The sequence below is a fragment of the Serratia sp. SM04 genome (genome assembly GCF_040280225.1).
Taxonomy (GTDB): domain Bacteria; phylum Pseudomonadota; class Gammaproteobacteria; order Enterobacterales; family Enterobacteriaceae; genus Serratia; species Serratia sarumanii.
In genome coordinates this window covers 780930-802261 of the sequence record NZ_JBEOQT010000022.1, presented here as the reverse complement: position 1 = coordinate 802261, position 21332 = coordinate 780930, and the positions used below count along the sequence as shown (strand labels likewise).

General features: G+C 59.1%; 22 protein-coding genes. 6 read left to right on the top strand and 16 right to left on the bottom strand.

Annotation, left to right across the window (positions count from 1 at the left end):
* Positions 1–172: 172 nt before the first annotated feature.
* Both ABTW55_RS24440 and asr read right to left on the bottom strand, forming a co-directional pair.
* Positions 173–985 carry a serine protease gene (locus ABTW55_RS24440; protein WP_033634660.1) on the bottom strand — a complete coding sequence of 271 codons (813 nt, stop codon included), beginning with the start codon at positions 983–985 and terminating at the stop codon, positions 173–175.
* Between the two features lie 293 nt (positions 986–1278).
* Positions 1279–1554, bottom strand: coding sequence for an acid resistance repetitive basic protein Asr (gene asr / locus ABTW55_RS24435; protein ID WP_033648431.1), 276 nt, complete (start codon positions 1552–1554; stop codon positions 1279–1281).
* A 185-nt stretch (positions 1555–1739) separates the two neighbouring features.
* Between asr and ABTW55_RS24430 the strand changes: the two genes are divergently transcribed.
* Positions 1740–2645: an alpha/beta fold hydrolase gene (locus tag ABTW55_RS24430; RefSeq protein ID WP_033648430.1), complete on the top strand. Its 906-nt coding sequence runs from the start codon at positions 1740–1742 to the stop codon at positions 2643–2645.
* Positions 2646–2814: 169 nt separating this feature from the next.
* On the opposite strand, the gene ABTW55_RS24425 is transcribed toward ABTW55_RS24430, so the two are convergent.
* The 4 genes from ABTW55_RS24425 to folM all read right to left on the bottom strand — a co-directional run bounded on the left by ABTW55_RS24425 (position 2815) and on the right by folM (position 7173).
* Complete coding sequence (locus tag ABTW55_RS24425; protein WP_033648429.1) at positions 2815–4314, bottom strand: carboxypeptidase M32; 1500 nt, start codon at positions 4312–4314, stop codon at positions 2815–2817.
* A 34-nt stretch (positions 4315–4348) separates the two neighbouring features.
* Positions 4349–5653 carry a two-component system sensor histidine kinase RstB gene (gene rstB, locus ABTW55_RS24420; RefSeq protein WP_060421226.1) on the bottom strand — a complete coding sequence of 435 codons (1305 nt, stop codon included), beginning with the start codon at positions 5651–5653 and terminating at the stop codon, positions 4349–4351.
* The gene (gene rstA / locus ABTW55_RS24415; RefSeq protein ID WP_049212297.1) at positions 5650–6375 is read right to left on the bottom strand and encodes a two-component system response regulator RstA; all 726 of its coding nucleotides are present in this window, start codon (positions 6373–6375) and stop codon (positions 5650–5652) included. Before rstA ends, rstB begins: the two co-directional genes overlap by 4 nt.
* Before the next feature lie 75 nt (positions 6376–6450).
* Positions 6451–7173: a dihydromonapterin reductase gene (folM, locus tag ABTW55_RS24410; protein ID WP_033648427.1), complete on the bottom strand. Its 723-nt coding sequence runs from the start codon at positions 7171–7173 to the stop codon at positions 6451–6453.
* A gap of 184 nt (positions 7174–7357) precedes the next feature.
* Here folM and ABTW55_RS24405 point away from each other — a divergent pair, with 184 nt between their 5' ends.
* Positions 7358–7768: a hypothetical protein gene (locus ABTW55_RS24405; RefSeq protein ID WP_025302970.1), complete on the top strand. Its 411-nt coding sequence runs from the start codon at positions 7358–7360 to the stop codon at positions 7766–7768.
* Positions 7769–7867: 99 nt separating this feature from the next.
* Here ABTW55_RS24405 and ABTW55_RS24400 read toward each other — a convergent pair whose 3' ends face one another.
* The 4 genes from ABTW55_RS24400 to ydgH all read right to left on the bottom strand — a co-directional run bounded on the left by ABTW55_RS24400 (position 7868) and on the right by ydgH (position 11594).
* On the bottom strand, positions 7868–8263 hold the full coding sequence (locus tag ABTW55_RS24400; RefSeq protein ID WP_033648425.1) for a pyridoxamine 5'-phosphate oxidase family protein: 396 nt from the start codon (positions 8261–8263) through the stop codon (positions 7868–7870).
* Positions 8264–8296: 33 nt separating this feature from the next.
* Positions 8297–8782, bottom strand: a complete 486-nt coding sequence (locus ABTW55_RS24395; protein ID WP_060421223.1) for a hypothetical protein — start codon at positions 8780–8782, stop codon at positions 8297–8299.
* A 225-nt stretch (positions 8783–9007) separates the two neighbouring features.
* Positions 9008–10399, bottom strand: a complete 1392-nt coding sequence (locus ABTW55_RS24390) for an amino acid permease (RefSeq protein ID WP_041035248.1) — start codon at positions 10397–10399, stop codon at positions 9008–9010.
* Positions 10400–10643: 244 nt separating this feature from the next.
* Positions 10644–11594: a DUF1471 family protein YdgH gene (ydgH, locus tag ABTW55_RS24385; RefSeq protein ID WP_004938291.1), complete on the bottom strand. Its 951-nt coding sequence runs from the start codon at positions 11592–11594 to the stop codon at positions 10644–10646.
* Positions 11595–11712: 118 nt separating this feature from the next.
* Between ydgH and ABTW55_RS24380 the strand changes: the two genes are divergently transcribed.
* From ABTW55_RS24380 to pntB, 3 genes are all read left to right on the top strand, one after another.
* Complete coding sequence (locus tag ABTW55_RS24380; RefSeq protein WP_141240932.1) at positions 11713–11982, top strand: hypothetical protein; 270 nt, start codon at positions 11713–11715, stop codon at positions 11980–11982.
* A gap of 149 nt (positions 11983–12131) precedes the next feature.
* Positions 12132–13661: a Re/Si-specific NAD(P)(+) transhydrogenase subunit alpha gene (gene pntA / locus ABTW55_RS24375; protein WP_004938288.1), complete on the top strand. Its 1530-nt coding sequence runs from the start codon at positions 12132–12134 to the stop codon at positions 13659–13661.
* Between the two features lie 10 nt (positions 13662–13671).
* Positions 13672–15066 (top strand): Re/Si-specific NAD(P)(+) transhydrogenase subunit beta, encoded by a 1395-nt coding sequence (gene pntB / locus ABTW55_RS24370; RefSeq protein ID WP_033634648.1) that lies wholly within the window; start codon positions 13672–13674, stop codon positions 15064–15066.
* 53 nt (positions 15067–15119) lie between these two features.
* On the opposite strand, the gene uspE is transcribed toward pntB, so the two are convergent.
* The 6 genes from uspE to ABTW55_RS24340 form a co-directional block, all read right to left on the bottom strand.
* On the bottom strand, positions 15120–16082 hold the full coding sequence (uspE, locus tag ABTW55_RS24365; RefSeq protein ID WP_033648422.1) for a universal stress protein UspE: 963 nt from the start codon (positions 16080–16082) through the stop codon (positions 15120–15122).
* Positions 16083–16209: 127 nt separating this feature from the next.
* Positions 16210–16974 (bottom strand): FNR family transcription factor, encoded by a 765-nt coding sequence (locus ABTW55_RS24360; RefSeq protein ID WP_033634646.1) that lies wholly within the window; start codon positions 16972–16974, stop codon positions 16210–16212.
* Between the two features lie 281 nt (positions 16975–17255).
* Positions 17256–17780, bottom strand: a complete 525-nt coding sequence (ogt, locus tag ABTW55_RS24355; RefSeq protein ID WP_060421220.1) for a methylated-DNA--[protein]-cysteine S-methyltransferase — start codon at positions 17778–17780, stop codon at positions 17256–17258.
* A 219-nt stretch (positions 17781–17999) separates the two neighbouring features.
* Complete coding sequence (locus tag ABTW55_RS24350) at positions 18000–18311, bottom strand: hypothetical protein (protein WP_060421218.1); 312 nt, start codon at positions 18309–18311, stop codon at positions 18000–18002.
* A 306-nt stretch (positions 18312–18617) separates the two neighbouring features.
* Entirely contained in the window at positions 18618–19472 is an 855-nt protein-coding gene (locus ABTW55_RS24345) for a tagatose bisphosphate family class II aldolase (protein ID WP_033634643.1), read from the bottom strand.
* A 9-nt stretch (positions 19473–19481) separates the two neighbouring features.
* Complete coding sequence (locus ABTW55_RS24340; protein ID WP_060421215.1) at positions 19482–20648, bottom strand: SIS domain-containing protein; 1167 nt, start codon at positions 20646–20648, stop codon at positions 19482–19484.
* 261 nt (positions 20649–20909) lie between these two features.
* Between ABTW55_RS24340 and ABTW55_RS24335 the strand changes: the two genes are divergently transcribed.
* A complete protein-coding gene (locus ABTW55_RS24335) occupies positions 20910–21278 on the top strand; it encodes a hypothetical protein (protein ID WP_144335944.1) in 369 nt (122 codons plus the stop codon).
* Positions 21279–21332 lie beyond the last annotated feature (54 nt).

Genomic DNA, 21332 nt, shown 5'->3' with positions numbered 1-21332 from the left:
AGATTATTCTCCAGAGCATGGCAATATTTTCGATCATTGGCATGACACAAAGAACTGTCGGGTTTTAATCAAGGCGATAATGGCATGTTTCTTAACATTAAAACCCTCTTTCTCTCGGATTAAACGCTGGTTAAGGGAGATCGCCTGAAACCAGCGCTTGTGGAGATAAAGGCTATTTGCCTGCCGCCAGGGCGTCCAGTGCTTCCCGGATGCCGGGCACCGCCAGGGCGCGGTTATCGGCGCGGTAGCGATCTTTCGCCGCCGGCGCCGAGCTTTGGATGGCGATCAACTGCCAGCCGTCGGCGGTTTTCAACAGCAGCGGTGAGCCGCTGTCGCCGGGCAGGGTATCACACTGGTGCGACAGTACGCCTTGCTGGGCCCAGCCGGTGACCTTGCAGTTTTGGTGGCTGTAGAGGTCATCCAGATGATCCTCCGGGTAACCCGCCTGAGTAATCAACCGCTTGGCCTGTTTCAGGGCCTGGGTCAGCGCCTTGCTGTCGCCTTGCCACAGCGGCAACGGTGCGATCGGCAGCGGCTTTTTGTCTTTCAGACGGATCAGCGCAAAGTCATAAGCGGCGGCGGCGGGCGGCACGATCCAGCCATCGCCGTCCGGCTTCAGCTTTTTGCCCAGCTTGCTGTCGACCAGAGTTTCGATATTGTCGGTTTGATACCGCCAGGATTTATCGCCCGCCACGAAGCGCAGGGCGATGGCTTTATCCAGTTGCCCCGGCGGCGCCAGCACGCAGTGGCCGGCGGTCAACGCCAGGTGTGGGGAGATCAGCGTGGCGGTACACAGATTGCCGCTGGCGGTTTCGACCTGGCCGATGGCCTGCCAGGGCTGGGCGGTGGTATCCGTGACCTTGATGCGTTCATCTTTGCCGAAAAACAGACGCGTTTGCTCGGCCTTGGACGGGCCGTCGGCGCGTGCCGCCTGAGCAGCGATGAGCGGGAGTGAGCACAGCAACAGTAAAACGGATTTGCGCATAGATCTCTTGCCTGACAAATACGGATCATCCATAAACACACTGAATGCTAACTATAGACTGATTTAGCATCCGTGTGGATGGGCAATAATTGATTTTTCAATAATTTCCCGCCGGCGATGCGGCAGGCTACAGGTAAAAAAAGACGGCGATCAGTCCGCAAAGGATCAGGGCGGTCAGAACGATCTCGAACAGGTAGCGGCGCAGCATCAATGCGAACCCCCGATGAAAAAACACCCGGCGAACCGGGTGTTGTACACGTCAAGCCTGAAACGGTGAGGGGAGCCTCACGTTGTTACGCCTTTTTGTGGCTAGCTTTCTTGTGGTGTTTTTTAGCCGCCTGGGCTTTTTGGGCCGGGGCTTTCGCACCGGCTTTTTTGTGATGCTTTTTGGCCGCCTGAGCTTTCTGAACCGGGGCTTTCTTGCCGTGGTGTTTCACCTGGGCTTTAGCCGGCGCAGCGGTGGCGGTGGTTGCGCTAGCCGCAGGTGCGGTGGTGGCAGCCTCGGCAGCGAAAGCTACGGAAGACAGACCCATTGCAGCGGCAACAACCAGAGCTAATACTTTTTTCATCGCAGAATCCTCAATATGGCTTTTGGGTATCAACCCCACTGCGGGGCCGTTGAAATGATAGTAGGCAAACGGCGCCCGCCTTTCCGTGAGTGATTGGTTTCGGCATGTAACCTAATGTACAGGGCGGCGGTGGGGAGTGGGATTGCTGTTATAATGACCGCCAGGCACGGTAAAAAGGATTTAACATGAACGAGATATCAATTCGTTGTGGCGTGACCGAACAGGGCGAGGTGCCGCTGGCCTATGAGGACTGGGGCGATGAGGCGCACCCGCCGCTGCTGCTCATCATGGGGATCGGCGCACAGCTTTTGCTGTGGCCTGACGACTTCTGCCGCGCCCTGGTGGCCAAGGGATTTCGGGTGATCCGCTATGACAACCGAGACGTCGGCCTTTCCGGCAAAACGCAGGCACAACGTACGCAGCCGTTGTGGCTGCTGATGTTGCGCGCCCAGCTCGGTTGGCAAACGCCGGTGCCTTATACCCTGGCGGACATGGCGGCGGACGCGGCGCATCTGCTCGATCATTTACGCATTCCGCAGGCTCACGTACTGGGCGCTTCGATGGGGGGGATGATCGCCCAGGTGCTGGCCGCCGAATACCCGCAGCGCGTCGCCTCGTTATGCATCTTGTTCTCCAGCACCAATCAACCGCTGTTACCGCCGCCGGCCCCTTCGCTGCTATGGCTGTTGGTGCGCCGGCCTGCGGCCGATTTGACGCTGCAGCAGCGCCACGAGGGGATGAAAACCTTCCTGCGCGCGCTCGGCACCCGATTTTATCCGCCGGAGGAGGCGGAGCTGGATACGCTGGTGACGCGGTTGCTGAAGCGGGGCGTGGATCCGGAAGGCATGCAGCGGCAACTTTCCGCGTTGCTCGGCAGCGGCGATCTGCGTCGTTATAGCCGGCGCATAGCCGCGCCGACGCTGGTTATTCACGGCGATCGCGATCGGCTGGTGCGCAAGGCGGGTGGGGTTGCGATCGCCCGTGCGGTCGCCAACGCCAAATTGCATATCATGCCGGGCATGGGGCATGACCTGCCCGCGCCATTGAGGCCGCAGCTGGCGGCGATGATCGCCCGTCATGCGCTGGGATGAGAGGCTGGAAAGCCCGGCGTTTTTTGCCATTTTAGTTACAACATACTTATGGTAGGTAGCCAGCCGCCACTCTGTGGCCAAGGCGTTGTCGGCAAGGAATGCGCGCTATGAAACATTATCCGGTCATGCAGGCGGGAAAAGGGCGCGGCCGGGGCCGCGCCAGGAGAGATTACAGGTAGCGGGTTTCCAAATGCTGACGGAAGTAGCGTGGGTTGAGCGCTTCGCCGGTCGCGTTGGCGATCAGCGTTTCGGTCGGGAAACGGCTGCCGTGGCGCCAAATATTGTGCTGCAACCAGTGGAACAGCGGCTGCAGGTTGCCGGCGGCGATATCTTCGCTCAGCGAAGGCAGGGCCTGACGCACGCTGTGGAACAGCTGCGCGGCGTACATCGCGCCGAGGGTGTATGTCGGGAAGTAGCCGAAGGCGCCGTCGGTCCAGTGAATATCCTGCATGCAGCCGTTGCGGTAGTTGCCGATGGTGTCGAGGCCGAGATAAGCCTGCATCTTCTCATTCCACAGCGCCGGAATGTCTTCCACCTCGATATCGCCTTCGATCAGCGCTTTTTCAATTTCGTAGCGCAGGATGACGTGGGCAGGATAGCTCACCTCGTCGGCGTCGACGCGGATCAGGCCCGGTTTAACGCGCTGGTTGAGGCGAATAAAGTTGGCCTCTTCCAGCGCCGGCTGTTCGCCAAACTGCGCGGTGACCAACGGACGCAAGATCTTCAGGAATTCATTGCCGCGCGCCAGCTGCATTTCGAACAGCAGGCTTTGCGATTCGTGGATAGCGGTGGAACGAGCCAGGGCGACCGGCTGGCCGAGCAGATCGCGCGGCAGGTTCTGCTCGTAGCGGGCGTGGCCGGTTTCGTGCACGATGCCGAGCAGCGCGGTCAAAAACTCTTTCTCGTTGTAACGCGTGGTGATGCGCACATCTTCCGGCACGCCGCCGCAGAACGGGTGGGCGCTGACGTCGACGCGGCCGTTGTCGAAGTTGAAACCGAGCAGCTTCATCACGCTGAGGCTCAGCTGGCGCTGGGTGTCCACATTGAACGGACCCTGCGGCGCCTGACAGGGCTCGTTAGCCTGTTTGGCCACCACGCGCTGCAGCAGATCCGGTAGCCAGGTTTTCAAATCGCCGAAGATGCGGTCGAGATCGCTGCTGCGCATGCCCGGTTCATACAAGTTTAGCAGGGCGTCGTAACGGCTGGTGCCGGCCGCCTGCGCGCGGATCTGCGCTTCTTCCCGGCTGAGCTTGACCACTTCGCGCAGGTTGTCGGCGAAGCCGTCCCAGTCGTTGGCCGGGCGCTGGGCGCGCCAGGCGTGTTCGCAGCGCGCGCCGGCCAGTGATTTGGCTTCGACCAGCGCGGCCGGCAGCAGCACGGCGTCTTCATATTGGCGGCGCATTTCGCGCAGGTTGGCGCGGTCGAGTTCGTCCAGCGTCTCTTGCTGCGCGCGATCCAACAGCGCGCCGGTGCTTTGTGCCGTTAAAATCTGGTGCTGCAGCACGCTCAGCTCGGCCAGCGCTTCGGAGCGCGCCTTGCTGCCGCCCGGCGGCATCATGGTTTGCATGTCCCAGCCGGCGATGGCAGACAGGTGGCCGAAACGCGACAGCCGGCTGAACAGGGCGCGCAGGTGATCGTAAGCAGACGTGTTGGAATGTGCAGATGTCATTATTATTCGGCTCCAATGAGAAGGTCTGGCGGCATTACGCCAGATTGGCTTTTAAACTGAATGTCGGCTTCACCGGCCAGCAGAAACGGAAGCTGGCGCCGCCAAGCGAACTGCCTTCGACGAACACCTGTCCCTGGTGGGCGACGGCGATGGAATGGACGATGGCCAGCCCCAGCCCGCAGCCGCCGGTAGCGCGATCGCGGCTGGGATCGAGACGGACGAAAGGTTCAAACACCCGTTCGCGCTCTTCCGGCGGGATACCCGGCCCGTCATCCTCGACCTGCAAGCAGGCGAGGTCGCCGTCAAACCACAGGCCAACGCGCAGCCGCTGTTCGGAATAGCGCAGCGCGTTGTTGACCAGGTTGTCGAGCACGCGCTCCATCAGGCGCAGATCGACGCCGCCGAAGTCGCCGACGTGCGGGATATCGAGCTGGATGTCGCGATCCTGATGGATCAGGCGGATATCATCGACCTTGTCCTCGAGCCACTTTGGCAGATCGATGGGTTCAATGTTTAACGCAACCTGCGGACGATCCAGACGGGCATAGGTCAGCAGCTCGTCGATCAGCGACTCCAACTGGCCGATATCGCGGTTCAGCGCCTGCTGCTCGCTGTCGGACAGGTTATCGCTCATTTCAAGCCGGTAGCGCAGGCGCACCAGCGGCGTGCGCAGCTCGTGCGCGATGCCGTCGATCAGCTGTTTCTTGCTGGCGATCAGGGTATTGACGTTGTCGGCCATCTGGTTGAACGCCACGCCGAGCCGGCTCAGGCTGGAGGTGGGATCGAAGTGGGTGCGTTCATCCAGATGCCCGGCGCCGAGCCGCTGGGCGGCGTTTTCCAGCTTGAGCAGGTCTTGCCAATGCGGCCGCATCCACAGAAACACCGGCAGCGCCAGCGACATGCCGATAAACACCAGCAACACCAGATCCAGCAGGCGCATCTGATGCAGGTAGAACAGATAAGGAATGGGGCCGACCACCAACACATAGTGGCTGCGCGGAATGCGCTGCATAAAGGTGTACTGATCGTCGAGGGCGATGATTTCCCCCAGCCGCAGCCGCTTTTTCAGATCCTCGCTCAGTTCCTGTTTGCCGAGCGGTTCGATATGCAGCTTGAACGACAGGTTGAGATCCAGCGTGGCGATGGTCTTGTTCCAGTCCTTCAGCGGGATTTCGCGCAGCTCGCTGCGCATCAGGTACAGCGAACTTTTCATCAGATCGTCCATCGACTGGCGGCCGGCGCGCTCGGCGGTCACCTTGTACACCAGGCCGACCAGCATCGCCATCACCAGAAAACAGACGAACAGCAACAGGAAGAACTGGACGAAAAGTTTCCTCATTGTTGCACCGATGCCCAGGCGTTAGGGGCGAACAGATAACCTTTATTGCGCACGGTCTTGATGCGGAACGGTTCCAGCGCGTTGTCGTACAGCTTGCGGCGCAGGCGGGAGATCGCCACGTCGATGCTGCGGTCCATGCCGTCGTAGCTCACGCCGCGCAGGTTTTGCAGCAGCGCCTCGCGATCCATGATCTGCCCGGCGTGGGTCGCCAGCTCCCACAGCAAATCGAAATCCGAGGTGGACAGGGTGATCGTTTCCTCGCCCAGCGTGACCTGCCGGTTGACCGGATCGATGCACAATAGCCCGAAATGCAGCGCGTTGTGCTGGGTGAGCGGCTGAACCGACTCTTCTTTCGGCTGCTGGCTGTGTTGGCGCAGGTGCAAACGCAGGCGCGCCAGCAGCACCGCCGGCGGCGTGGTTTTCAGGATATAGTCGTTGGCGCCCATCTCCAGCGACAGGATATGGTTCATGTCGCTGTCGAGCGAGGTGAGCAGCACGATCGGGCCGGGGAAGGTGGGGCGCAGATCGCGGCACAGCGTCATGCCGTCTTTGCCGGGCAGCATGATGTCCAGCAGCACCAAATCGGGTTGCTCGCGCGCGATGCGCGCCTGCGCGCTGTCGCCGCGCGGTTCGATCAACACCTCGATGTCGTGTTTGCCCAGATAGGCGGCGATCAGTTTGCCGACTTCGGGATCGTCTTCCACAAAAACAATTTTATGCATATGCCCGTGTTTTAATAAGAAAAGCGGATTTCAGCATAGCGCGGCCCGCGGCGATGCGCCATGCGGATCTTGGCCTCAGCGCAGCGGCCGGCCGCCGTCGACGCCGTGGGTGCGGCCGGTGACGTAGCGGCTCTCCATCAGGTAGTTCACCAGGTTGACCACTTCGCTCTCGCCCGGCGCGACCTTCATCAGCGATTTCGCCAGCGCCTGCTGGCGATAAGCCTCGTCGTCGCCAGGATTGAAGATGATCAGCGCCGGCGCAATGGCGTTGACCTTGACCTCCGGCGCCAGCTTGCGGGCGAACGAACGGGTCATATTATCCAGCGCGGCCTTGCTGGCGGCGTAGGCGATGTGTTTGTCGCTGCCTTTTTCCACCACGTAGTCGGTGAGATGGATAATGTCCGCGCCGGCCTGGCCCTGGCCGGTCAGGCAGGTTTCAAGCAGTTGGTTGAGCAAATAGGGCGTATAGACGTGAATTTGCAGCATCGCCGCCATCACCTGTTCCGGCGGCACCTGCGGCGACTCTGCCTGCCAGGCGCTGGCGTTGTGGATCACCGCGCGCAATTTGGGCGCCACCTGCCGCACCTGGTCGGCGAAACGGTAGATGCCTTCGTGCGTGGAAAAGTCGCCCTGAATGCAGCAGGCACCCAAGGCTTTCAACTCGGCCATCGCCGGATATTCGCTGCGATAGGCGATGATGACGGGAACGCCGCGCTGGAGAAACGCTCTGGCGAGCGCCAGCCCGATGCGCCGCGCGCCCCCGGTAATCAGCACCGGGGCAGAGTTGGGGTGTTCCATTGATTAAAGCTCCTGGACAGACTGGCAAACAATAGGGGAATTATGCCATCATACGGCGGAAAGTCGTTAAAGCTTCGCATGATTATCCATTTCTGGATGTAAGATCCCCAATGCATTTCAGGTTGTCGCCCGGCGGCGGCTTGAAAGACCACGGGTTAACACTGGCCATGAGAGGAATGAGGGGATGAACAGCAATCACCTTGCATCCATCGCGCGCAGTGAGAAAATCTGTTTCGACTATATGGATTTTCTGTCCGCATCGTGCAGGAAGCACTGGCGCTTTGTTGATGCTATTTATGGTGTGATGCCGATCTTCGGCATGGTGTTGAAATCGCGCGTGACCACGTCACAAACGCGCAAAGAGCAGTTGAAAGAGCTGGCGCTGCAGGTGGTGTCAACCCAGGTCAGCGATGAAACCAATATCGTGCGCCTGATTGACCTGGCGCAGCAGCAGGGCCTGACGGTATTTGATATTCAGCTGCCCTATGCGCTGGAGGCGCAGCAGCTGGCGGCCATTCAGAAAGAGTGCGCGGAAGGCATCGCGATCGCTCTGGTGGGTGAGCGCATGACCGTCACCATTCCCCCTAAAAGCTGACCGGGAATCAACCCGGCCACTCGTTGATGGTTAGGCAATTGACTTGCCGCGATAGCCTAACCATGAACGTGATATTCCGCGCCGCGTAGCGGCCTGCCTTTAAAGCCGGGTCCCGGCATTGGGGCCGGAGCGCAGGGTATAAATGCCGTCTATATGAATCAGCACTGCGTATTTCGGCGGCTTTATTCCATTTTTTTCTGCAAACGCCAGCGCATCGTCAAACGGCTTGCCCGCCAGGAACAGTTCCGGGGTGCCGACGAAGCGGTAACCGTCCAGCGCCTCGCGATCGATAACCACGACGGCCATTTTCGATCCTTCCCTGATATTTTGCAGCGTCTGGCCGCCGGTATTTTCGTTGTAAATCAGCGTACGGTCGTCATACAGGCGCAGAGAGCGCTTGGGGCCGATATCGGGCACGCCGCTTGGGCTGCTGGTCGCCTGCACAGGCAGCTGTTTGGCCAGCATCTTTTTCATCTCATCATTCAATTCATTCATTGGCAGATTACCCCTCAGGTCGTGGTGGCGTTGTTAATGCACGGTGGCGGAATGGTTCGCCGCAGACGCGCAGACGCTGGTTTCCGGCAGCCGGTGCTCGCGCAGCGCCTGCAGCGTTTCAATTCGGAACCGCAGCAGGTGCCGTTCGGCGATCTGCTGCATCTGTTCGCACAGCGAGGTGTCGTCCATCAGTTGCTCGATGGCGAGCCGGGCCTGATGCACGTGGGGTTCTACGCCGCGAAGCGGCTTTTGCCGCAGGCGCAGATGGGTGATGTTGTTGAACGTGACGATCAGCGCGGCCAGGGCGGATTCGAAAAGATGCAGTGCGTCAAACCGTTCGGTATATTCCGCGTTTTGCCAGGGCCGCTTGGCGACGAGCGCCTGAGCGGCCTCCAGCGCCTGCTGGTAGTGCGCCATCGCTAGGCGATCGCGCCGCTGATTGAATGCCGTGTTGCCCTCGGCGATCAGCGCTTCCCAGGCGGTAAACAAGGGTAATGCGTGCAGCAGTTTTTCAGCCATGAAATGCCTTCCATTTTCAGCCGGTCTAAACCCGCCTCCTGACGCCTCTCGGCAGGGGGCACTCGCGTCTTGCCGTTAATGCTCAAATGATAATGATAATTAATTGCATTTAAGATCGCAAGAGGAGCAACTGACGGATCAACAACGGGTAGCGGGGTAACGGGGAAAGAAGAAAGAAGGGGGAAACGAAATGCGGCTGACGGGCAGCCGCATTGACAGGCGATTTTAGTGCAGCATAAGCCAACCGGCAGGCAGCGTGGCCGCCAGCAGCAAGAAGATGCTGCTCTTTTCCAGCCGGTTGAGCAGATTGATGTCCCGATGGCCGCGGCGGGCATACATGAACACCAACAGCCCAGGCGCATACAGCAGCACCGACATCAGCAGGTGCATCAGCCCGGAAGCGTACAGCAGCCACAGGCCATAGACGCAGGCGCCGGTGGCGGCGAAGATCAGGCGTTTGTCGCGGCGGCGGTAAGCCACCTTGAACAGAAACGCGCCAACCAGGAAGTAAGGCACCAGGATCATTTCCGAAGCGATGGTCAGCAGCGAGTTATAGTTGCTGCCGGTCAGCCAGATCAGCACCAGCGCCAGCTGCACCGCGATGTTGGTCAGCCACAGCGAAGAGGACGGGGCGTGATGGCGGTTCTGCTTGCCGAATACGCGTGGAAATGCGCCGTGCTGCGCGGCCAGCAGCGGCACTTCCGCCGCCATGATGGTCCAGCTCAGGTAGGCGCCGCACACGGAAATGATCAGGCCGGCGGCGATGATCACGTCTCCCCACGGGCCAATCAGTTCCACCATCAGCACCGCCATCGACGGATTGCGCATTTCGGCCAGTTCGCTGCGCGGCACCACGCCCAGCGACAGCAGCGTCACCATCAGATACACCGCCAGCGCCGACAGCACCGCCAGCATAGTGGCGCGGCCCACGTCTTTCTTATTGCGGGCGCGGGCGGAAACCACCACCGCGCCTTCCACGCCGATAAACACCCACAGGGTGATCAACATGGTGTCCTTGACCTGTTCCCACACCGGCTTGCCGAGGGCGATGCCTTTGAAATCCAGCGTGAACACGTCCATTTTAAAGGCGATTGCCGCCAGAACGGCGAACATTCCCAGCGGCAACAGCTTGGCGAGGGTGGCCGCCAGATTGATGCTGGCGGCGGTTTGCACGCCGCGCAGCACCAGCGCGTGCACGATCCACAGCAGGGCGGATTCGGCGATCAGCGCCTGCCAGGTATTGCCGTCACCGAGAATCACGCTGCCGCCGCGATCGGTGAAGATACTCAGCGCCGCGAACACGATCACCAGATACGAGACGTTGGCGATCACGGCGCACAGCCAGTAACCCCAGGCGGAGCAGAAGCCCACCAGCTCGCCGAACCCTTCCTTGGCGTAGGTGAAAATGCCGCCGTCCAGATCCGGACGCAAACGCGTAAGCAACAGCATGGCGAAGGCCAAAAACAGAATGCCGACGCCGGTGATCCCCCAACCCAGCAGCAGCGCGGCGGGGCTGGCGACCTGCGCCATGTTTTGCGGCAGACTGAACACGCCGGCGCCCAGCATTGAGCTGAGCACCAAAGCGGTTAGCGCGGTAAGACCGAGTTTTTTTTCCAATGACGGATCCTGAACGCAGAATAAACAACTGGAAGGGAACTGCTTGGTGGCAACAATGTATTAACTACCACTGCGCGAATAGACAATAGCCCTAAAAATTGGCGCAAATTTTACGGAGGGATGATTAGAGATGCAATGATTGAATATGCGGAATTTACAAAAAACTATTCAACGCGCGATGAAAAAAGCGGCAATAAAAACGGGCAGCTCAAGGGCTGCCCGATGGTAAACCGAAAAGCGGTTTTTATTTGAACAGATCGGCGCTGACGGTCAGGTTGCCGCCGCTCTTGTTCTGCCACTGGCGGGTGACGTGGTAGTACTTGGCGCCTTTCTCGGCCGCGCGTTTCGCCACTTCGGTGGAGACATCGGTCATGCTGTTGAAGTGGCCGGTGAAGGTGACGGAATCGAACGGCACCATCTGCGCGGCGGTCACGTTGTTCACTTCCTGGATCTTGGTGCCGTTAGGCAGCGTGACGGTATAGCGTTGGCCGGTAGAAGACTGGGTTTCAAAGAAACGACCCACTTCGCGGCTTGGCGAACCGGAAGACGCGACGCCAGGAATTTCGACTTTCGCGGCAGCGGCGCCGCCGGCGGCCAGTGCGGCGCGGCCGGCGTCAGAATCGGCCGGAATGGCGTCCGGGCTCTGCACGCGGCGTTTTGGCGCATCGGCCTTATAGATGTAGGCGGTAACGAACTGGTTGCCGCCGGAGTTGGCGTCAACCTGGCGCACGATGAAGAACGAGGCGGCGCCTTTTTTCTTCGCTTCTTTGGAGATAGCGTCGTTGATGTCCGGCTGGCTGCGGTAGAAACCGCTGACGCTCACGGTATCGTAAGGCTCCAGCAGGTAGGCTTCCTCTTTAGGCAGTTCGTTCACGCCGTTAAATACGCGGTATTTTGGTGTTTTGCTCACTTCTGGCGCATCTTTATGATAAAGGTCTGCGGTGACGCGCCAGTTGCCGCCGTTGTTGCTGTTGTTGCTGTCCTGGATATAGAAGGAATCGGCACCCAGTTTGTCTGCACGGCGGGATACGGCGTCGACGGCTTCATTGATGGCATTGAAGCGGCCGGTAATCGTGATGCGATCAAACGGCTTCAGCGCCGCTGCTTTCTCAGGAGTTAACTCTTGCGCCGCATGAGCAGACAGCGCGGTGAGTGATAACAAGGCTGACGCGATGATCGTGGTCTTCAGCTTCATAAAAAATCCTTTCGCCTAGCGCATTAACGTTTATAACGTACTGAACTGTTTAAGTGTAATTCAGCCGTCGATTATTACATGTAATTCTGAAAACTGTCTCAGCATTTTATGTTATCCCGTGCGACAAATCGCCGACGGTGACGCCGGGCGCACGGATGGCGCCATCGCCATAAGTTTCCATAATAACGGCTTTGGTGTCATTAATGTTAATTATTCACAAAATGATAACTTTTATGCTTTTACACCGCGCATGGCCATAAATCGTTACGCCGGGCGTAAATCTCTTGTCACGCAGAATGCGCTGTTATGTATGGATTTTTTCACAGTAAATTGCGATTTGTCATATCACGCGCGGCGTTTTTATGTAAAAACAGAGCTGAATGCGTAAGCAATTATGGATCATCGACCTTATTTTCAGTAGGTTATAGTTGGCGTCTGAAATCAGTGCGGGCAAATTAATGCCACGCCCGCCGGTGACGCCGTGCTATGGGCAGGAAAATAATAAACATCATCCAAGACAGGTGAGAAGGGAACATTATGCGTATTGGTGTACCAAGAGAGCGGTTGGCCAATGAAGCCCGGGTCGCAGCCACGCCGAAAACGGTGGAACAACTGCTGAAGCTGGGTTTTACCGTCGCGATTGAACGCGGGGCGGGTAAACTGGCCAGTTTTGAGGACGTCGCCTACGAAGCCGCCGGCGCGGCGCTGGTCGACGAAAGCGAAGTGTGGCAGTCGGATCTGATCCTGAAAGTCAACGCGCCGCAAGACGACGAGATCGCCTTGATGCGCGAAGGCAGCACGCTGGTCAGCTTTATCTGGCCGGCGCAAAACCCCGAATTGATGGCCAAGCTGGCGGCGCGCAACGTCACCGCGCTGGCGATGGACTCGGTGCCGCGCATCTCGCGCGCCCAGTCGATGGACGCGCTGAGCTCGATGGCCAACATCGCTGGCTACCGCGCGATCGTCGAAGCGGCGCATGAGTTCGGCCGTTTCTTCACCGGCCAGATCACCGCCGCGGGCAAAGTGCCACCGGCCAAGGTGATGATCATCGGCGCCGGCGTGGCCGGCCTGGCGGCGATCGGCGCCGCGGGCAGCCTCGGCGCCATCGTGCGCGCCTTCGATACCCGCCCGGAAGTGAAAGAGCAGGTGCAGAGCATGGGCGCGGAATTCCTCGAGCTGGATTTTGAAGAGGAAGCGGGCAGCGGCGACGGTTACGCCAAAGTAATGTCCGAAGCCTTTATCAAGGCCGAGATGGCGCTGTTCGCCGCGCAGGCGGCGGAGGTGGATATCATCGTCACCACCGCGCTGATCCCGGGTAAACCGGCGCCGAAACTGATCACCAAAGAGATGGTGGCGTCGATGAAGCCGGGCAGCGTGATCGTCGATCTGGCGGCGCAAACCGGCGGCAACTGCGAGCTGACCGTGGCCGACACCATTACCGTGACCGACAACGGCGTGAAAATCATCGGCTATACCGATCTGCCGAGCCGCTTGCCGACCCAATCTTCGCAGCTGTACGGCACCAACCTGGTCAACCTGCTGAAGCTGCTGTCGAAAGAGAAAAACGGCGAGATCGACATCGATTTCGACGATACGGTGATCCGCGGCGTTACCGTGGTGCGCAGCGGTGAAATCACCTGGCCGGCGCCGCCGATCCAGGTCTCCGCCCAGCCGAAAGCGGCCCCCGCCGCCGCACCGGCCGCCAAACCCGAAGCCAAACCAACCTCGCCGTGGCTGAAGTACGGCCTGATGGCTCTGGCGATCCTGCTGTTCGGCTGGCTGGCGGACGCGGCGCCGAAAGAGTTCCTGTCGCACTTTACCGTGTTCGCGCTGGCCTGCGTGGTCGGTTACTACGTGGTCTGGAACGTCAGCCATGCGCTGCATACCCCGTTGATGTCGGTCACCAACGCGATCTCAGGGATTATCGTGGTCGGCGCGCTGTTGCAGATCGGCCATGGCGGCTGGGTGAGTTTCCTCTCCTTTATCGCCGTGCTGATCGCCAGCATCAATATTTTCGGTGGGTTCACCGTCACTCAGCGCATGCTGAAGATGTTCCGCAAGAACTAAGGGGTAGCAAATGTCTGGAGGATTGGTTACAGCTGCATACATTGTTGCCGCTATTTTGTTTATTTTCAGCCTGGCGGGCCTGTCGCGCCATGAAACGTCGAAGCAGGGCAACCTGTTCGGCGTCGCCGGTATGGCGATCGCGCTGATCGCCACCATTCTGGGGCCGGATTCCGGCAACGTCGGCTGGATCATCATCGCCATGATCATCGGCGGCTCGATCGGCGTCTATCTGGCCAGGAAGGTCGAGATGACCGAAATGCCGGAATTGGTGGCGGTGCTGCACAGCTTCGTTGGCCTGGCGGCGGTGCTGGTCGGCTTCAACAGCTACCTGGATCACGGCGCGCCGATGGAGCCGGTGATGGCGAACATCCATCTGACCGAAGTGTTCCTCGGCATCTTTATCGGCGCGGTCACCTTCACCGGTTCGATCGTCGCCTTCGGCAAGCTGCGCGGCATCATCTCTTCCAAGCCGCTGATGCTGCCGAACCGCCACAAGCTGAATCTGGCGGCGCTGGTGATCTCATTCCTGCTGCTGGTGGCGTTCGTGCGTACCGACAGCGTGGGCTGGCAGGTGGTGACGCTGCTGCTGATGACGGCGATCGCGCTGGCGTTCGGCTGGCATCTGGTGGCCTCGATCGGCGGCGCCGACATGCCGGTGGTGGTATCGATGCTTAACTCCTACTCGGGCTGGGCGGCCGCCGCGGCGGGCTTCATGCTGAGCAACGATCTGCTGATCGTCACCGGCGCGCTGGTGGGTTCTTCGGGTGCGATCCTGTCTTACATCATGTGCAAGGCGATGAACCGCTCGTTTATCAGCGTGATCGCCGGCGGCTTCGGCAGTGACGGTTCGTCCACCGGCGACGCCGAAGAGATGGGCGAATACCGTGAAACCACGGCGGAAGAGGTGGCCGAGCAGCTGAAGAACTCCACTTCGGTGATCATCACCCCGGGTTACGGCATGGCGGTGGCGCAGGCGCAATATCCGGTGGCGGAAATCACCGAGAAACTGCGGGCGCGCGGCGTGAAGGTGCGTTTCGGCATTCACCCGGTCGCGGGGCGTTTGCCGGGCCACATGAACGTGCTGCTGGCGGAGGCGAAGGTGCCGTACGACGTGGTGCTGGAGATGGATGAAATCAACGAAGATTTCCCGGATACCGACACCGTGCTGGTGATCGGCGCCAACGACACGGTGAACCCGGCGGCGCTGGAGGATCCGCGCAGCCCGATCGCCGGCATGCCGGTATTGGAAGTGTGGAAAGCGCAGAACGTGATCGCGTTCAAACGCTCGATGAACACCGGCTACGCCGGCGTGCAGAACCCGCTGTTCTTCAAGGAGAACACCCAGATGCTGTTCGGCGACGCCAAAGACAGCGTGGAAGCGATTCTGCGGGCATTGCAGAAGTAAGTGAGCAACCAAAAAAACGGGCCGCTTAGCGGCCCGTTTTTTATGCGCGAGGGTTAATCTTCGTCGTCGTGCTCATCGTCTTCATCCGTCTCAATCGGGCAGTTGAAGTTCTCCGGCTTAATCACCAGCAGATCGCATTTCAGATGGTCGATCACATGTTCCGCGGTGTTGCCGATAAAGGCCGCCGAAATGCCGGTGCGGCCCAGCGTGCCCAGAACCACCACGCCGGCCTGCAGGTGTTCGGCCAGATCGGGGATCACCTCTTCCGGCAGGCCTTTTTCCACGTGGGTGAACTCTTCCTTAATGCAGAATTTCTGCCGCAGCGCCTTCATGGCGATCAGATGCTGGCCGCGGATGGCGTCGTTGTAGACGCTCGGATCGAAATCGGGCAGCTCGATGGCGATGTTGATCGGAGTAACGGGATAGGCGCCGACCAGGTGAACCTCGGTCTGGTTGACGTTCTGCGCCAGTTCGACGGTTTCTTGCACCAGTTTGATATTGAGCGGATCGTGATAGGGTTCTTCGCTGGCCAGGTTGACCGCCACCAGCGCTTTACCGCCTTCCGGCCAGGGCTGGTCTTTCACCATCCACACCGGGCAAGGGCATTTTCGCAGCAGGTGCCAGTCGGTGGGGGTGAAGATCACCGATTCCAGCCGGTCGTGCTGGTGCGCCATTTTCAACAGCAGGTCATGTTGGCCGGAAAGCACTTCCTGAATGATGGCTTCGAAGGGACGGTTGTGCCAGACCACTTTGATTTCGATCGGCACGCCGTCGTTGAGGTAAAAGCGGCACTGCTCGTTGATCCAGGCGGCGCGTTGGCTGATCACACCTTGCCGCATCGCCGTTCTTTCGTCCGGGGAGAGCAGGGTCGTCATTTCGTAAGAGAAGTCATAAATGGGCAGGAAGGCTTTGATGCGCCCGCCGTTCCGTTTCACCAGGTACACGGCGCGGCGCAATGCCGGCTGGTCGTCCTGATTGGGGTCAATAGCCACCAGAAGATTCTGATACTTCGCCATAGGGCCTCCTTACAGCTGAAATCAACAGTCTGTTAATTTACAGAGTAACCCAACATTGAAAAACAGAACAACAACAGAAGCGGCGCCGGATCAACAATTTCAGTGAAATGTTGATCCGGCAGGAGAATCAGGCGTTAACGGACACGTTGATGCGCGGCGTACCGGCCAGCACCGACAGGGCGTCGGCGTTTTCGATGGTGATGTATTTGCCTTTCACGCTGAGGATTTCGCTTTTCTGGAAGCGGCCCAGCAGGCGGCTGATGGTTTCCACAGTCAGGCCGAGGTAGTTGCCGATGTCGCCGCGGGTCATGGTCAAACGGAACTCGCGCGGTGAGAAGCCGCGCTCCGCGAAGCGGCGCGACAGGTTGTAAACGAACGCCGCCAGGCGCTCTTCGGCGTTTTTCTTCGACAGTAGCAGGATCATGTCCTGGTCGCCTTTGATCTCGCCGCTCATCAGCCGCATGATCTGCTGACGCAGGTTAGGCATTTTGCCGGACAGATCGTCGAGGGTTTCGAACGGGATCTCACACACCATCGAGGTTTCCAGCGCCTGGGCAAAACTCGGGTGCTTCAGGCCGCCGATGGCGTCGAAGCCCACGAGATCGCCCGCGAGGTGGAAGCCGGTGATCTGCTCGTCGCCTTGCTCGGTGATGGTGTAGCTTTTGATGGTCCCGGAACGGATCGCGTACAGCGACTTCAGCTCGTCGCCGGCCTTGAACAGGGTCTGGCCTTTCTGGATGGGCTTTTTCCTCTCGATAATGTTGTCGAGCTGGTCCAGCTCGTGGGCATTAAGGGTGAAAGGAATGCACAGCTGGCTGATGCTGCAGTCCTGGCAATGGATCGCACAACCACCAGACTGGATACGACGAATCACGCGTTTTTCCGGGATCATAGATTACGCTCATTCAATAATTGATATGAGTCAATTTTAACATCTTTTGCAGCAGCTGATAAGGGTGGCATTAGCATGAATAGGGGTATTGTGTGCGAATTTTGCGCACACATGCCGCCGATTATTCTGTATGGGACTGAAGTTATGAGTATTATTTGTGACTTATGCGTTTTATTCACACAAGTTATTGATAGTGCCAAAGCGGGCATGAGCGCGGCGTTGAGCAACGTGCTTTATTAAGCAGCGCCAAACAATGGCGCTGGATGAGCTCATCGCTGCGGCTACAGCAAACTTTTCGGCAGGTAGCCTTCATGCTGCAACAGCCACTGCTTGCGCTGTACGCCGCCGGCATAGCCGGTCAGCGCGCCCTGCGAACCGATCACCCGGTGGCAGGGCACCACGATGCTGATCGGATTCGAACCGTTGGCCATGCCGACCGCGCGCGAGGCGGTCGGACGGCCGATGCGTTGCGCCAGCTGGCCGTAGGTCAGGATCTCGCCGCACGGGATTTGGCGCAGCTGTTGCCACACGGTGCGTTGGAACTCGGTGCCGGCGGTCATCACCGGCAGCCGATCGATAATGCTCAGCTCACCGGCGAAATAGCGTTGCATCGCATCGGTCAGGCCGCCGGGATCGCGCTGCTCGCGCAGGATGAAGCGATCGGCGCGGTAGTGGGTATTCAGCAGCTTCATCAGGCGCGCTTCGTGATCGGTCCAGTCAATCGCCCGCAGGCGCCCCTGTTCATCGGCAATCAGCACCAGTTCTCCCACCGGCGTGGTGGTACGATCAATCAAAAAAGTCTGCATCTGGATCACTCCTCGGTTTGGTATGGCGATTATCGCATGAAAGCGGGGGAAGCGATGGCGGATTTCGGACATGCTGATGGGCAACCGCAGGGTTGCCCAAATAGCCGGCTCAGGGTAAGCCGTGGAGTCATTGTTCGATGAATTTATAAAATAAATTTATAAGTAATCAAGGCAAGTTGTGTTCTGTTTATTATTTCATCAGGCATTAACGCGTTGGCGTTACTTATAGCTGATGGTCACGCGCTTTAAATGGGGATCGTTATTCACTATTTCGCTGGTGACGGCAGAGACTAATTCTTTTGGCATCTCTTTTAACGAGGAGGAAATATATCCGTTCTGATATTCGGTCACTTTGCCGAAGCAGTTGGAGACAAGCTGTTCATCCTGATGTGTGATGGTGCAGGCCGGGGTGGTAATGGCGCCGGTAAAGCGCACGACGCCGGAGGAGACCTGGCTGCCGGAAAGCGGTTTTGCTTGCAGAGCGAAGGGCAGAATGACCAATGCGCTTAATACGGCTAAGTAATGGTTCATACGCTGTTCCTCTCAGAGTAAAAAACACTGCCAATTAAAAACAAGCGCCCTTGTTTTCATAAAATAAGCTATTTCGCCTGACGAAATAAAAACGAATGGGCAAAAATCCTACTGCCTGCATTCAATGAATTTGATAATAAGGAGGTAGGGTAGGTAAAACCATGATTTGGATCATAGTGAAGACCGGTTAATGGTTTCCGGCGCGGGCAGGGTAAAAGGCTGTGATCGTTCTCTCAGGAAAGCGGGAAAGGGCGGGATGTTTTCGCCCCCGTGGCGCAACCACAGGAACCGGGGGCGAGCGGGGGGTTACAGCATACCGCTGCTGCCGCAGATGCGGATCTTTTCCGCCACCACTTCTTTCATCGCCAGCTTGCCGGGGACGATGTATTTGCGCGGGTCATTGGCATCCGGGTGCTGTGAAAAGTAGCTTTTCACCGCATCGGCGAAGGCGATTTTCAATTCGGTGGCGACGTTGACCTTGCAGACGCCGAGCGAGATCGCGCGCTTGACCATCGCCTCCGGAATGCCGGAGGCACCGTGCAGTACCAGGGGCACGTCCACCTGTTCGCGGATCAGCGCCAGGCGCTCGAAGTCCAGCTTCGGCTCGCCGTGATACAGGCCGTGGGCGGAACCGATCGCCACCGCCAGCGAATCGATGCCGGTGGCGGCGACGAACTCGCGTGCCGCCGCCGGGTCGGTATAGAAGCTGTCCGCCGTATCGACGATCAGATCGTCTTCCTGCCCGCCCAGGCGCCCCAGCTCCGCTTCCACGCTGGCGCCGTAGCGATGGCACAGGGCCACTGCGGCGGCCACCTTGGCGATGTTCTGCTCGAACGGCAAATGGGAACCGTCGATCATCACCGAGCGGATGCCGCTTTTCACCTTGTGCTCGATGTCGTCCAGCGCTTCGTGATGATCCAGATGCAGCGCCAACGGCAGATCGTAGCGGTGCGCGGCAGATTGGCAAATGCCGATCAGGTAGTCGGTGCCGGCATAGCTGAAGGTGCCGGGCGTGCCGGCCATGATCACCGGGGAGCGCAGTTCGGCGGCGGTTTCCGCCACCACCTGCACGGTTTCCAGATTGTGGACGTTAAACGCCGGGACGGCGTAACCCTGACGCTGCGCCTTGAGCAGCATTTCTCGGTTGGCTATCAGATACATGGGATCTCCTTACAGCACCGGGGAAGGAAAACGGTAAATCGTCACGCCTTTAACCACCCGGTTGACCTCGCCGGTCGGGCAAGGATTGTCCGGGGGCAGCCCCAGCGCCAGCGAACTCTCGAAGGCCAGCATCTGGGTGAACAGCAGGTACGGGAACAGCAGCCAGATATCGTCGGCCGCGTCGTGCATAGGCAGCAGGGCATCGGAAAGGGGTTGGCGCTCGCCGGTCAATCCGACCAACTGCATCGCCAGCCCGTCGCGCTGCAGTTCGTTCCACAGATCGCGGTCATACTGGCGGGCGTAGTCGCCGTGGGAGAACATCAGCACCACCAGGGTCTGGCCGTCGACCATGAATTTCGGGCCGTGGCGCAGGCCGAGCGGCGAGTCGTAGCGCGTAACGATGCGGCCGGCGGTCAGCTCCAGCATCTTGAGCGAGGCCTCTTCGGCGAGGCCGGTAAAGCAGCTGCCGCCGAGGGTGATATAACGGCGGAAACCGCTGGCGGCCAACGCCTTCACCTGCGGCTGCAGCGTTTCGCGCAGTGTACGGCAGCGCTGCACCATGGCGTTGAGCGGCGCCTGGGCGGCCTCGAGCGAAGCCGGGCCGAGCAACAGCGCGGCGCTCAGCATCATGCAGCTGAAGCTGGAGGTCATGGCGAAGCTTTGATCGTTGGAGCCTTGCGGCATCACCAGCGAACAGACGTTGCCACGCTGATGCGCATACTGCGCCAGCCGGCTGTCCGGGTTGCACACCAGCATCAGGTGATAGCTTTCCGGCAGCAGCTGGTCGGCCAGCTCCACCGTCGCCACACTCTCCGGGCTGTTGCCCGAGCGGGCGAAGGAGACCAGCAGCGTCGGCCGCTCAGGGTCGAGATACTGCCGCGGATTGGCGACGATATCGGTGGTGCCGTAGGCCGCCACGTCGCGGCCGGTTCGTTCGCGCAGCCAGGGCGCCAGGGCGCGGCCGGCGAACGCCGAGCTGCCGGCGCCGCACAGTACGATTTGCAGGCGCGGATTGGCCAGCAGCGGCGCCAGGAACGGCTGCCACTGCGCCTGTTGATCCTGCAATTGCCGGTGCAGCGCGGCCCACAGATCCGGCTGCTGCCAAATCTCTGCGGCGGTGTGCCAGGCGTTGCGCTGCTTCAGCCAATCCGCCTCGTAAGAGAAATACGCGTTCATGATGACAACTCCTTAAAAGCCTTGGTTAACGGTCGGCGATAATCACGTCGCTCCCTCTAATGGTGCAGCGCCTGTAGGCAAGCACCGATCCTGCACTGCTGCGGGTCGATAATTAATTCCCGGCGTGTTGCGGTATTGGGCATTAACGCAAACTCCTGATTTACCGGTAGCCGTGCCCGACCACGGCTTAATAAGCCGCGGCGATACCGACCGGAACGCTTTCAGTTAGTTATGGCGAATTACAGCAAACGAAACGCTGAAATGCAATCGGTTATTTTAAAAATACTTATATCTATCAGTTGGTTATATTTATTTTTGCTTTCGATTGAGCGGCAAGCGAAAGCGGTGTCAACGCAAAGTGAAAACGGCAAATTCGTTATTTATCAGTCGACAATTCTCGGCGTCTATTTATTCAGTCTGCCGATGACGAAAGCCGCAGCGGTAATTCGACAATCGCCGGGCTTTCACTGTTTTTTTATGCCGGCGCGCGTAACCGTGCTGTTCCGCGTACGCCGCTACCGGCGCCGATGTGAGGGCAAGTGGGGACGAAAATGCGTCTTTCGCTCCCAAATCGCCATTACTTTGCTATACCTGATAGTCGATGGATTCATTTTATTGTCATGTAACTGACACGTCAGAGTCACGGCTCTGGCTTAAGTTTGCAGCGACTACGTCAGGAGATAA

Bases quoted from the DNA above. Each gene is read 5' to 3' on its own strand.
- ABTW55_RS24395 (WP_060421223.1), bottom strand. From the start codon at position 8,782: ATGGCTGAAAAACTGCTGCACGCATTACCCTTGTTTACCGCCTGGGAA.
- uspE (WP_033648422.1), bottom strand. From the start codon at position 16,082: ATGGCGAAGTATCAGAATCTTCTGGTGGCTATTGACCCCAATCAGGAC.
- ABTW55_RS24440 (WP_033634660.1), bottom strand. From the start codon at position 985: ATGCGCAAATCCGTTTTACTGTTGCTGTGCTCACTCCCGCTCATCGCT.
- ydgH (WP_004938291.1), bottom strand. From the start codon at position 11,594: ATGAAGCTGAAGACCACGATCATCGCGTCAGCCTTGTTATCACTCACC.
- folM (WP_033648427.1), bottom strand. From the start codon at position 7,173: ATGGAACACCCCAACTCTGCCCCGGTGCTGATTACCGGGGGCGCGCGG.
- ogt (WP_060421220.1), bottom strand. From the start codon at position 17,780: ATGCAGACTTTTTTGATTGATCGTACCACCACGCCGGTGGGAGAACTG.
- asr (WP_033648431.1), bottom strand. From the start codon at position 1,554: ATGAAAAAAGTATTAGCTCTGGTTGTTGCCGCTGCAATGGGTCTGTCT.
- ABTW55_RS24425 (WP_033648429.1), bottom strand. From the start codon at position 4,314: ATGACATCTGCACATTCCAACACGTCTGCTTACGATCACCTGCGCGCC.
- ABTW55_RS24430 (WP_033648430.1), top strand. From the start codon at position 1,740: ATGAACGAGATATCAATTCGTTGTGGCGTGACCGAACAGGGCGAGGTG.
- ABTW55_RS24340 (WP_060421215.1), bottom strand. From the start codon at position 20,648: ATGAACGCGTATTTCTCTTACGAGGCGGATTGGCTGAAGCAGCGCAAC.
- rstB (WP_060421226.1), bottom strand. From the start codon at position 5,653: ATGAGGAAACTTTTCGTCCAGTTCTTCCTGTTGCTGTTCGTCTGTTTT.
- ABTW55_RS24335 (WP_144335944.1), top strand. From the start codon at position 20,910: ATGCAATCGGTTATTTTAAAAATACTTATATCTATCAGTTGGTTATAT.
- pntA (WP_004938288.1), top strand. From the start codon at position 12,132: ATGCGTATTGGTGTACCAAGAGAGCGGTTGGCCAATGAAGCCCGGGTC.
- ABTW55_RS24350 (WP_060421218.1), bottom strand. From the start codon at position 18,311: ATGAACCATTACTTAGCCGTATTAAGCGCATTGGTCATTCTGCCCTTC.
- ABTW55_RS24405 (WP_025302970.1), top strand. From the start codon at position 7,358: ATGAACAGCAATCACCTTGCATCCATCGCGCGCAGTGAGAAAATCTGT.
- ABTW55_RS24360 (WP_033634646.1), bottom strand. From the start codon at position 16,974: ATGATCCCGGAAAAACGCGTGATTCGTCGTATCCAGTCTGGTGGTTGT.
- ABTW55_RS24345 (WP_033634643.1), bottom strand. From the start codon at position 19,472: ATGTATCTGATAGCCAACCGAGAAATGCTGCTCAAGGCGCAGCGTCAG.
- pntB (WP_033634648.1), top strand. From the start codon at position 13,672: ATGTCTGGAGGATTGGTTACAGCTGCATACATTGTTGCCGCTATTTTG.
- rstA (WP_049212297.1), bottom strand. From the start codon at position 6,375: ATGCATAAAATTGTTTTTGTGGAAGACGATCCCGAAGTCGGCAAACTG.
- ABTW55_RS24400 (WP_033648425.1), bottom strand. From the start codon at position 8,263: ATGAATGAATTGAATGATGAGATGAAAAAGATGCTGGCCAAACAGCTG.